Raw genomic sequence first — 11,841 nt, forward strand, 5'->3', positions numbered from 1 at the left:
TAGCCCCCTTAACCAAATTCAAAAAACTACAGTTAATGTTGCTTCAAAACTTAATGTCAGCAGCAATAAACAGGTTTCAGGTGCACTCGCCGCAATCCGCACAAACGCTGCTGCCCCTCAAATGCAGTATTCTGGTAATTTCTTTACGGCTAGTACTTCATACGGTATTCCGTCTACTTCGACAAGCATTGCTGTAAATGGCAGCAATTTGCAGGGCAGCATTACTATTACTTTAGCTAATGGGTTTGAGGTAAGTGTTGATAATATTAGTTTTACAAATAGCGTTACCGTGGGAGCCGCCGGTTCGGTATCTGCTACTGTATATATCAGACTATCGGGAAAAGTTAATGTAGGCCAATACGATGGTAATTTGACATTGGCTACAGCAGGGGCGCAAAACCTGGTTAAAAATATAGCGCGGGGCACGGTTGTGCCGACTCAATTAAATATATGGGGTAAAGTTGTTAAAGTGTATGGCGATGAACTTCCGGCAACTGTTATATTCTCCAAGGGTGATCCGGGATTTATTACCGATGTTCCCGGCTTGCAAAATGGCAACACGGCCAAATCTATCAAATTTACGTTTAGCGGGGGGCGGGCTGGTACCGATCCGGTGGGCGATTATTCGGATAAGGTTTCATTGTCCGACTTTCAGGGCGAGAATGGGTTTTTAGCCAGCAATTATGATATTCATTATAATGGAACAAATCAAATGAATATCGTTCCGGCTCCGCTCACTATTACGGCTACCGAAGTAACTAAAGCCTATGGTACTACGCTCACCGATGGCCCAAAACCCGATGGTTTCAGTTCTGTCGGATTAAAGAATTTTGAAAACATAGGCAACGTAACCATGCATTATGGTGCAGGTGCCGAAGCGTTGGCTGTGGTAGGCACTTATCCGCTTTCTGTCATTCCAATCGGTGCCGGAGGCGGAACATTTTTGCCCGGCAATTACGATATTACCTATCAGTCTGCCGATTTAAAAGTGATGCAGGCAGGTCCGATATTGCATAATCTTGGGCAATTATACCCCATGCAAATTGTTTATGGTGATGGTGCCGGGTCGTCATCTGCCAAAATACGTGTGTCGGGCGAGTATCTTACAGATAATGTTATTGTAAACGCACCGGATGGATTTATTATCAGCCTTGATGATAGAAACTTCGGTAAAACGGTTCAATTATCACCAAATGCTTCCGGAGCTATACCGGGGGCAACCATTTATATCAGGTTAATGCCTACCGCACAGGTTAAACAAACCTATGATAGTAACGTAATATTTACAACAGCCGGAGCAAGTTTAACCGCACATGTGGTAGGTACGGTTATTCCAGCCCCGCTTACTATAACCGTTATCAATGTAACCAAGCCTTATGGCACCACACTTTCCAATATTCCGTCGACAGAAAACTTTACAGTTTATGGGTTGAAAAATAACGAAACCGTGGGCACGATTGCTATAAAATATGACAACGGTGCACAGGCAACAGCAGCGCAGGGCTTTTACTCTGGTTCGGTTATACCGTATAATGCCGGTGGCGGTACGTTCTCGCCGGATAATTATATCATAACATATTTACCCGCCGATTTAACTGTTGGTCCGCCGGCGCCGGCTATTTCTTATACGGGGCAGCAGGTAGCGCTTCAAACGGTATATGGTACAGCTTCAGTGGCGCAGGTTATCAATATTTCAGGTTCTGATCTTAAGGGTGATATTATCATAACGGCGCCGCCGGGTTTCCAGGTTAGCAAGGATAATAATATTTTTAATAACTCGGTCACGCTGTCGCCGGCAAGTGGTTCGGCTTCCTCTATGATCTATATCCGGTTAACTGCAAATGCCGCCGCGGGTAATCATACCAGTAATTTGAGTGCCGGTACCACCGGCACAAATGATATTGTTGTGCCCGTTACAGGGAACGTTACGCCCGCTCCGCTTACCGTTGCAGCGAAGCCGGTACTCAAAACTTATGGAGTTAAGCTAAATAGCGGCAGCTCTGCAGATTTTACAGCGAATGGTCTTCAAAACGGAGAAACTATTGGGATTGTCATGATTACCTATAGCGATGGAGCTGTTGCTACCGATCATGTAGGCGTTTACCCGTTATCGGCAACCCCATCTGGTGCTACCGGGGGGAGTTTTAATCCTGATAATTATATCATACAATATATCCCTTCCGGAATAGAGATCAATAAGGCTCCGCTTAGTATTAAAGCAAACGACTTAGCTAAAGCTTTCCTGAAACCTAACCCAACCTTAACAATAACCTATATAGGTTTTGTTAATAATGACGGACCAGCTCAATTGACTGTTTTGCCTATAATTAATACAACTGCGCAACCTGCTTCAAGTCCGGGTAAATATCCAATTACTGTAAGTGGTGCTGATGCTGATGATTATATTATTAGTTATGTCCCCGGCGTGCTGACTATTTTTCCATCGTCAAATGAAATTAAAATATACAACACTTTTACCCCTAACGGAGATGGGTCTAACGATTTGTGGGCTATTAGCGACTTGCAGTATTATCCAAATTGTACAGTAGATATTTATAACCGTTACGGGCAGCAAATATATTTTTCAAAGGGGTACAGCCATCCCTGGGATGGTAACTACAAAGGAAAGCCGGTACCTACAGGCTGTTATTATTATGTTATTAATCCCAATGATGGAACAGCAAATAAGTTTGCCGGCTACCTTACTGTTATGAGATAATATTTTTGAAGAGAATGAGATTTGATAGGTTTAGTTTGCAACTTCACCAAAGGGTTTCAATTGATAAACTGCGAGGGAATAATATATCTGGCTTAAACAATTTCATTATTTATTAAGGTTACTTCAAGCGTAAGTTTTGCAATTGATTGCTGTTGATTTATTCGCTGTAAAAGCCTGAATAGCAAATAATATTATGTTTACTTTTTATTGAGTAAAATTTAACATTGCGGTATCTCAAATCTCATATCTCACATCTCAAATCTATATCAATTGTGTAACTTAGCGCCGTTAAAAACACACAATGAAAAGAGACAAACTGATATTTAAGCTATTGGATGAAGAGCAGCAACGCCAGGAAGAGGGCATTGAACTTATAGCATCTGAGAATTTTGTAAGCAGGCAGGTTATGGAAGCTGCAGGTTCTGTTGCAACTAACAAATATGCCGAAGGTTTACCGGGCAAGCGCTATTACGGCGGCTGCCAGGTGGTTGACGAAATTGAAACCATAGCTATCGAGCGCGCCAAGCAATTGTTTAATGCCGAGTGGGTTAACGTACAACCACATTCTGGTGCACAGGCAAACGCTGCGGTTATGCTTGCAGTATTGCAGCCTGGCGATAAAATATTAGGTTTTGACCTTTCACATGGTGGTCACTTAACACACGGTTCGCCTGTTAACTTTTCGGGCAAATTGTATGAGCCTCATTTTTATGGGGTTAAAAAAGAAACCGGCCTGGTTGATTATGACCAGCTTAAAGAGGTAGCCCTGCGCGAAAAACCGAAACTGATCATTGCAGGCGCTTCGGCTTACTCACGCGATTGGGATTATGAATTTATCCGCAAGGTAGCTGATGAAGTTGGTGCGCTGGTACTGGCCGATATCTCGCACCCGGCAGGTTTAATTGCCCGCGGTTTATTGACCGATCCGCTTCCGCATTGCCACATTGTTACTACTACTACTCACAAAACTTTGCGCGGTCCGCGTGGTGGTTTAATTATGATGGGTAAGGATTTTGAAAACCCATTTGGCATCAAAACCCCGAAAGGCGAAATCAGGATGATGTCATCATTATTGGATATGGCCGTATTCCCGGGTACGCAGGGTGGCCCGTTGGAGCATATCATAGCTGCTAAAGCAGTAGCTTTTGGAGAGGCTTTGAGCGATAGCTACATGAAATACATTGTGCAGGTTAAGAAGAATGCCGACGCAATGGCCGAAGCATTTGTGAAGCTGGGCTACCAGATCATATCTGGTGGTACCGATAACCATTTAATGCTGATTGACCTTCGTAATAAAAATATTACAGGCAAGGCTGCCGAAAATGCTTTGGTAACTGCCGATATCACCGTGAATAAAAATATGGTGCCATATGATGATAAATCGCCATTTGTAACCTCAGGCATTCGTGTAGGTACTGCGGCTATCACTACCCGCGGGATGAAGGAAAAACATATGGAGCATATTGTTGAATTAATAGATGCTGTAATTTCTGATCCTGAAAATGAACATTCTATCAAGAAAATCCGTAAAAGGGTTCACAAGTTAATGTACGACTTTCCGTTGTACAGAGATAAGGACTCAGAGTAAAAAATGACACTAAGGCAGGAAGATCCATCAAGCATAGAAGATAAGCGCTTAGCCGCGCTTAGATCATACAATGTTTTGGATACCATGCCCGAAAAGGAATACGACGCTATTACGCGTTTAGCCTCCTACATATGCCAGGTACCGGCGGCGCTGATATCGCTGCTTGATGCCGAAAGGCAATGGTTTAAATCAACATACGGCGTCGACGTGGGGGAAACACCCCGCGCCGACGCTTTTTGCAATCGCACAATCCAATCCAACGCGCTTCTTGAAATAACCGATTCTAAAGAGGATGAGGAATTTAAAGACAACCCCATAGCCAATGAAATGGGCATACGCTTTTATGCTGGCGCCCCATTGATTGATCCGGATGGCCACAGGCTTGGCTCATTATGCGTGATTGATACAAAGCCGCGTAAGCTCACAGTCGAACAGCGTGACGCGCTCCGCACGCTGGCTGATGAGGTCATGTCGCACCTGCTGCTCCGGAAACAGAAGCTTGAATTGGAGAAAAATTTGAAAAGCCACCAGGAGTTTCACGATCTTTTTGACAGCTCGCCCGATATCCATTGTATCATGGACAGGGATTTTAGCATTGAGCAAATTAACCGCTCTGCCAAACCGGTTTTGGGTTATTTAGCTACTGAGGTTATCGGCAAGCCTATCTGGAGTTTTTTCCTCGAAGAAGAACAGGCAAAATCCCTGTCGGTCTTGAAAAAAGGGTTAGGCAGGCAGCAACGCCATTTTGAAATAGAAGCAAATATTATAACACCATCGGGCGATATTAAATGCATTAGCTGGTCGGTAACTTTTAAAAATGATAAATGGTTTGCCAGCGGGCGCGATATCAGCTATCAGAAAAAAGTAGCCGATGAGGTGGCATTACTATCATTGGTGGCAAGTAAAGTTACCAGTGGTGTAGTGATCAGCAATGCGGCCGATGAGGTAATATGGACCAATGAAGCTTTTGAACAAATAACCGGCTATAACCAGGCCGATGTACAAAACCGGCGCCTGCGCGATGTGCTTAAAGGTGTACCGCTGGATGCCGAAGCTGTAAAACGGCTGGATGAAGCCATCCGCAACCAGGTATCCTACGAAGTAGACCTGCTGATTGATAAAAAAGGTGGTGAACCGGTATGGATCTCTGTATTTAACTCGGTGATTCGCGACAGCGCCGGGCAAACAGATAAATTTATCAGGGTTATTATTGATATAACCCAGCGTAAAAAGATAGAACAGGAACTGGAGATCCTGTCCTTTGCGGCCCGTAAATCGCCCAGCGGCATCCTCATCCGCAGTAATACTGGCGAGGTGATCTGGATGAACGAGGCCCTGGAGAATATAACAGGTTATACGCTCGACGAAATGCGTGGTAAAATGTTTGGCACTATGCTGGTTGGCGAAGATACCGACATTAATGTGTTTACGGCGGCAGTAAAAGCTGTAGAGGAAAAACGGGGATATGAAGTTGAAATAAAAGTTTATAAAAAGGACAAAACCCCGATCTGGATCTTTCTGTCAAATAGCCCTTTATTTAATGAAACAGGCAGTGTTGAAAGGCAGATAGCTGTAATGGTTGACATTACCGAACGTAAGAAAACCGAAGAGCAGGTAACCATGCTTTCATTAGTGGCCAGCAGTACTGCCAGTGGCGTGGTAATTAACAACAGCGATGGTAAGGTTGAATGGGTAAATAAAGCCTTTGAGCAAATAACCGGCTATACTTTGCTTGATGTAAAAGACAACCATCTTGGTGATGTGCTGAAAGGGGAACTTACTGACGTATCTATTATCCAAAAGGCACGCGAGTTATCCCGCAATAAACAATCATTTGAGGTTGACCTGCTGGTTTACCGGAAGGACAGGCAGCCGTTGTGGATCTCGGTGATCAACTCGGTGATCATTAACAGCAAAGGCGAGGTTGATAAATATATTGAGGTTATCATTGACATAACAGCTAAAAAGAAGGCTGAAATTGAACTGATCAATGCCCGCGAGGAAGCTATACAGCTGAGCCGCGCCAAAGATATGTTCATATCGGTAATGAGCCACGAGATCCGTACGCCGCTGAATGCCGTAATTGGTATGTCGCATTTGTTATTGGAGGATGATCCGCTTGATGGGCAAAAGGAAAACCTTAATATTCTGAAATTCTCGGCCGAAAACCTGATGACACTTATCAACGATGTGCTTGATTTTGCCAAGATCGAAACCGGGAATGTTGAGTTGGAGAAGGAGCGGGTTGATTTAACCGAGCTTGTTCAAAGCATAACAAGCTCCATGCAATATAAAGCCGCCGAAAAAAATATATATATTAGCAAAAGCATTGATGAGGCTATACCCAAAGTAATTTTGGGCGACCGCACCCGGCTGATCCAGATATTACTAAACCTTGTTGGTAATGCCATTAAATTTACCGAAAAAGGTGGAGTTACCATCGATCTGAGAGTGATACAGGAGTCAGAGCGAGATGTGCGCATCAGGTTTGCAGTAATTGATACCGGCATAGGCATTGCCGCAAATAAACTGGGTACTATATTTGAACAGTTTAAGCAGGCCGAACTGGATACTACACGTAAGTTTGGAGGTACGGGCCTTGGCCTCGCTATCAGCAAGCGGTTAATTGAACTGCATGACTCGCGCATAAATGTTGATAGCGTACCGGGACAGGGATCAACATTTTGGTTTACCATAGGCTTTAAAAAGGGAGATTACCAGTCAAACAGAAATAGTAATAACGTGGAAGAAGGACTTAAAATAAATGTTTTAGTAGTTGATGACAACCAGATTAACCGCCTGCTCATTAATAAGATATTAAAGAAATGGGGTGCCAGTGCTGATTTTGCCGAAAACGGCATTGAAGCTATTGAAAAGGTTGAAACCAACCGCAACTACAACGTAGTGCTGATGGATATCCACATGCCCGAAATGGGCGGTTTGGAAGCTACAGGCATTATCCGCGCTAAAACAGAAACTTATTTCCAGCAGTTACCGATCATTGCCCTTACGGCCTCTATGCTCAGCAACCAAATGGGCGAGATTAACGATGCCGGAATGAATGACTACATCCTTAAACCCTTTGACCCAAGGGTGCTTTATGATAAACTAAGCAGGTACCAGCAGCAGTAGGGTTGTTTATCTTTTTCACCCGTCATTGCGAGGTACGAAGCAATCCCAAACTATACAGGGCGGACCTGCAAATCGGGGATTGCTTCGTACCTCGCAATGACGGGTTGTAAATTATACTACACCGCATAAGCTATAGCTGCAATACTCAACTTCAAACCAGGAACTTTCAATAACTCCGCACCGCAGGCTTCAAGCGTTGAGCCGGTAGTTACTATATCATCAACCAGCAATACATGTTTGCCTTCAAGTGCAGCTGGATCTTTAACCGCGAATACATGCTGCATATTCTCAAACCGGGCAAAGCGCGACCGTTGGGTTTGCGTTTTAGTGGCCACCGTACGTACCAGGCTGTGCTCATCAACTACCGCCTTTAATTTTGCGGCAAGGCCATAAGCAAAGCAGGTACTTTGGTTATAACCGCGTTCGCGCAGGCGGCGTTTATGGAGCGGCACCGGAATAATTACATCTGCCGTATTAAAAATATCATTTGCGGCCAACTGTGCCCCTGCAATGCCTCCCAACAGGTTGCCGATCTCCTGCATGCCTTTGTATTTAAAGTGGTGCATCAGATTCTGGATCTTTCCTCCTTTATGGAAGTAATAAAGCGCATAGGCTGCTTCAACATTAATTTTACCCCAAAATTGCTGGGCTACAATATTAGCAGGTTGCTGATGAAAATTGGTAAAAGGTAAATTAAGGCGGCAATCGCTGCAAATGATATGCTCACCTGCTACCAAACTTGCCTGGCAGGCCGGGCAAAGCTCCGGGAACAGCAGGGCGGCAAAATCTGAAAGGTAGGCACGCAATAATTTCATGCCCTCAATTTAATACGGATTTTTTAAACTTCGGCCAGTTTATCTTTTTCTTTGATGGCAAGCTGACCGCAGGCGGCATCAATATCCTTGCCGCGGCTCCGGCGGAGATGCGTGTTAATACCTTGTTTGGTGAGGTAATCAGCAAATGCTTCAACTTTATCTTCGCCGGCGTTGATGTAGCTGGCAAAAGCAATAGGATTGTATTCAATGATGTTGACCTTGCAGGGCAGGTGTTTGCAAAATTTAGCCAGTTCCATAGCGTCCTGGATACCATCGTTCACACCATCAAAAATAATGTACTCGTAGGTTACCGGGTTTTTGGTTTTGGCGTAGTAGTATTTTAATGCCTCGGCCAGGGCTTTTAACGAGTTTTGCTCGTTGATGGGCATAATAGTATTCCGTTTTTCGTCGTTTGCCGCGTGCAGGGAAAGGGCAAGATTAAATTTTACCTGGTCGTCGCCCAGTTTTTTGATCATTTTGGCGATGCCGGCTGTTGATACAGTAATGCGTTTGGCAGCCATATTAAGCCCATCCTCGGAAGTGATGCGCTCTATCGACTTCATCATGTTGGCATAGTTAAGCAATGGTTCGCCCATGCCCATGTAAACAATGTTTGATAAAGGCTGATTATAGTTTTCGCGGGCCTGCTGATCAATTAAAACTACCTGGTCGTAAATTTCGTCGGGGTTGAGGTTTCTTTTGCGCTCCATATAACCGGTGGCACAAAATTTACAGGTAAGGCTGCAACCCACCTGCGATGATACACAGGCTGTCATACGGCCGGGAGTTGGAATTAAAACGCCCTCAATTAAGTGGTTATCGTGTAAAATAAAAGAATTTTTTATAGTTTTATCAGCACTAACCTGCGAAGAATTAATTTTTACATTATTAATTACAAAATTTGCATCCAGTTTAGCACGGAGTTCTTTTGAAATATTGCTCATCTCGTTGAAAGAAAAGCAAGATTTTTTCCAAAGCCATTCATACACCTGTTTTGCCCTGAAGCCTTTTTCATCCATACGGATAAAATGCTCCTGTAAAGCATTCAGGCTCAGGCAGCGGATGTCAATTTTATCTTTTGTATTGTTCACAGTGCAAAAGTACTTAAATTTAAAAAAATCTATCTTTTTTTAAAGTCATTCTTTTTGGCTAATAAAAAACAATAACTAAAAGTTAATTGTACTTATTTTGCAGGACAGATTGTTTTGAAAAACGTTATGTGTTACGATACCAAGTTTAAATTTTAATGAAAAGTTTTAGAGCCGATTACGTTTTTCCTGTTTATGCCGATCCGATTAAAAATGGAATAGTTACTGTTGATGATCAGGGGAAGATCATAGCTGTTACCGATAATACTAAGTCCCCTGGCGGGCAAATACAGCAGGTAAGCGGTGTTATTTGCCCCGGATTTATCAACACGCATTGCCATACCGAACTTTCTCATTTAAAAGATAAAGTAAAGCCCAAAGGCGGCCTTGTAAAATTTATAAAAGACATTCAATCCTTACGCAATACCGATCAGCAGGAGGTTCTTGATGCCATAGCTAAAGCCGATCAGGAAATGTATGATAACGGTATTGTAGCCGTTGGTGATATCTCCAACACTAATAATAGTGTTGCGATGAAAAAACAAAGCAAGTTATACTATCATACCTTTGTTGAAACTTTTGGTTTTTTGCCCGAAAAGGCTAATGAAGTTTTTGAAAAAGCGCTGGCCCTGCTTAGTGAATTTAAGCCCGGCTCGTGTTCTATAACCCCGCATGCGCCGTATTCGGTATCAAAGGAGTTATTTAAGCTGATTAAAAAGCACAGCGATACCAACGATGAAAACCTGCTCAGTATCCATAACCAGGAGTGTGAGGATGAGAATAAATTTTACCGGTATAAACTTGGTGCTTTTTTAGAGTTGTACGAGCATTTTGGTATGGATATATCCTATTTCAAGCCACAGGCCCGTAACTCGGTACAATCTATTATCCCGCTGCTCTCTAACAAGCAAAAGGTTTTGCTGGTACATAATACCTGTACCAACCTGAAGGATATTTACTTCATCAAACGGTTTGACAGGAAGATAAACTGGTGCTTTTGCCCTAATGCAAACCTTTATATTGAGGGGCGTTTACCTAAAATTGATCTTTTTGTTGACCAGGGTTTTAATATTACCCTTGGTACCGACAGCCTTGCATCAAACAGCAAATTATGTTTACTGAGCGAGATGCGTGCTATTCAACAAAAGTTCCCTTCCATAAGCTTACCGCGACTGGTTGAATGGGGTACCCGTAATGGAGCCGAATACCTGGGTATCGACGATGAAAAAGGTACGCTTGAGACAGGCAAAACCCCGGGCCTGAACCTGATCAGCGGCCTTGATGGGTTTAAGATCACCCCCGAAACCAAAGTAAAGAAACTAATATAAAACATAAAACCGGCTATTCGCCGGTTTTATGTTTTATATCTATATGTCATCGAGCGAAGCGTGGCAATCTGGTAGCCAATGCATCTTATCCCTGTATAGCTACGAGGTTGCCACGTCGCCACCAACGCTCTGCCCTTGCAGCTCCTCGCAATGACATGAATTTTAGCACTCTGACTATTGTTAATTACCCTTTACTCACCGGCACTGTCAAATGTATAGTAACCTCGGGCGGCGTGCCGCTTCTGTCGATGCCATACTTAGGAGGCAGTACTTTGAAATCGCCTTTAAATACACCTTCGCTACCTTTGTCGTCAAAACTAAAATGGATGGCTTCGGGATTGGTTTTGCCTTTCATGGTTAGCTTGCCGCTGGCTACGTAGCCGTTACCGCTTTTTGATACCGAGGTTGATTCAAATTTAATCGTTGGGTAATCATCGGCGCCCAGGGCCGATTTTACGTGGCTGGTTTTAATAAAGAAACCGGTCGCCGCGGTTGTAACATCAATAGTCGCCGAAATTTTAGCTTGTTCGGGATGGTCTTTATCAAATGTTATATCGGCTTTTAGGCCGCCGAATGAACCGCTTACCCTGTGGCCTTCAAAAGTTACCTGGGCTTCATCGCCTTTCACTTTCCAGTTGCCAAAAATAGCGAATGCCGAAAAGGCTGTAAAAGCAATGATCAGGGCAGAAAAAATAATTTTTTTCATAAAATAGATTTTTAGAGTTATATCAATCAAAATAAAATGTAATGCGTTTTGTAGTAATTACGCTTGTTAAGTAAAACAGGTTGCTTAGCCGGAAAAAAGTTACCTTTGCACCAGTAGGGTTGTTAGCTTTAAGCTTTGAGCATTCCGCTTTCAGCTCTTAATTTAATACCTGTCAAATCTAATGATCAAACATCTCAATATTACAGTTAAAGGCAAAGTGCAGGGTGTTTTTTACCGTAAATCAACCAAAGCGGTTGCCGATCAGCTTGGTGTACGCGGTTTTGTATTGAATGAGCCCAACGGTGATGTGTACATTGAAGCCGAGGCTGATGATACATTTCTTGATATGTTTCTTGAATGGTGTAACGAGGGCCCTCAGGATGCAGAGGTAAATGCCGTTGAAAGCCATGAAGGCGAATTGAAAAACTATCGTAATTTTGAGGTTGTTAAAAGGCGTTTGTAATT

Annotated in this window: 8 protein-coding genes; 5 read left to right on the top strand and 3 right to left on the bottom strand. The window is 43.3% G+C overall.

The features are described 5' to 3' along the window. Window positions 1-121 precede the first annotated feature (121 nt). The 3 genes from ABIC84_RS24805 to ABIC84_RS24815 all read left to right on the top strand — a co-directional run bounded on the left by ABIC84_RS24805 (window position 122) and on the right by ABIC84_RS24815 (window position 7,439). Window positions 122-2,719, top strand: a complete 2,598-nt coding sequence (locus ABIC84_RS24805) for an MBG domain-containing protein (protein ID WP_426582037.1) — start codon at window positions 122-124, stop codon at window positions 2,717-2,719. A 301-nt stretch (window positions 2,720-3,020) separates the two neighbouring features. Beyond that, entirely contained in the window at window positions 3,021-4,307 is a 1,287-nt protein-coding gene (gene glyA, locus ABIC84_RS24810) for a serine hydroxymethyltransferase (RefSeq protein ID WP_426582035.1), read from the top strand. Window positions 4,308-4,310: 3 nt separating this feature from the next. Further along, window positions 4,311-7,439, top strand: coding sequence for a PAS domain S-box protein (locus ABIC84_RS24815; RefSeq protein ID WP_429265320.1), 3,129 nt, complete (start codon window positions 4,311-4,313; stop codon window positions 7,437-7,439). A 116-nt stretch (window positions 7,440-7,555) separates the two neighbouring features. Here the strand turns inward: ABIC84_RS24815 and ABIC84_RS24820 are convergent, their stop codons facing one another. Together ABIC84_RS24820 and rlmN are read right to left on the bottom strand one after the other, a co-directional pair. Continuing rightward, a complete protein-coding gene (locus tag ABIC84_RS24820) occupies window positions 7,556-8,254 on the bottom strand; it encodes a ComF family protein (protein WP_429265321.1) in 699 nt (232 codons plus the stop codon). Between the two features lie 23 nt (window positions 8,255-8,277). Then, window positions 8,278-9,345: a 23S rRNA (adenine(2503)-C(2))-methyltransferase RlmN gene (rlmN, locus tag ABIC84_RS24825; protein ID WP_429265322.1), complete on the bottom strand. Its 1,068-nt coding sequence runs from the start codon at window positions 9,343-9,345 to the stop codon at window positions 8,278-8,280. Window positions 9,346-9,500: 155 nt separating this feature from the next. Here rlmN and ABIC84_RS24830 point away from each other — a divergent pair, with 155 nt between their 5' ends. Next, window positions 9,501-10,670 (top strand): amidohydrolase family protein, encoded by a 1,170-nt coding sequence (locus ABIC84_RS24830; RefSeq protein ID WP_429265323.1) that lies wholly within the window; start codon window positions 9,501-9,503, stop codon window positions 10,668-10,670. 184 nt (window positions 10,671-10,854) lie between these two features. On the opposite strand, the gene ABIC84_RS24835 is transcribed toward ABIC84_RS24830, so the two are convergent. Next, window positions 10,855-11,376 (bottom strand): YceI family protein, encoded by a 522-nt coding sequence (locus tag ABIC84_RS24835; RefSeq protein WP_426582025.1) that lies wholly within the window; start codon window positions 11,374-11,376, stop codon window positions 10,855-10,857. 184 nt (window positions 11,377-11,560) lie between these two features. Here ABIC84_RS24835 and ABIC84_RS24840 point away from each other — a divergent pair, with 184 nt between their 5' ends. Beyond that, a complete protein-coding gene (locus ABIC84_RS24840) occupies window positions 11,561-11,839 on the top strand; it encodes an acylphosphatase (RefSeq protein ID WP_090534455.1) in 279 nt (92 codons plus the stop codon). Window positions 11,840-11,841 lie beyond the last annotated feature (2 nt).

The organism is Mucilaginibacter sp. 3215, from assembly GCF_050433785.1.
Classification (GTDB): domain Bacteria; phylum Bacteroidota; class Bacteroidia; order Sphingobacteriales; family Sphingobacteriaceae; genus Mucilaginibacter.

Excerpts from the sequence above, each read along its gene's own strand:
- ABIC84_RS24805 (WP_426582037.1), top strand. The coding sequence starts at position 122 with ATGCAGTATTCTGGTAATTTCTTTACGGCTAGTACTTCATACGGTATT.
- glyA (WP_426582035.1), top strand. The coding sequence starts at position 3,021 with ATGAAAAGAGACAAACTGATATTTAAGCTATTGGATGAAGAGCAGCAA.
- ABIC84_RS24815 (WP_429265320.1), top strand. The coding sequence starts at position 4,311 with ATGACACTAAGGCAGGAAGATCCATCAAGCATAGAAGATAAGCGCTTA.
- ABIC84_RS24820 (WP_429265321.1), bottom strand. The coding sequence starts at position 8,254 with ATGAAATTATTGCGTGCCTACCTTTCAGATTTTGCCGCCCTGCTGTTC.
- ABIC84_RS24830 (WP_429265323.1), top strand. The coding sequence starts at position 9,501 with ATGAAAAGTTTTAGAGCCGATTACGTTTTTCCTGTTTATGCCGATCCG.
- ABIC84_RS24835 (WP_426582025.1), bottom strand. The coding sequence starts at position 11,376 with ATGAAAAAAATTATTTTTTCTGCCCTGATCATTGCTTTTACAGCCTTT.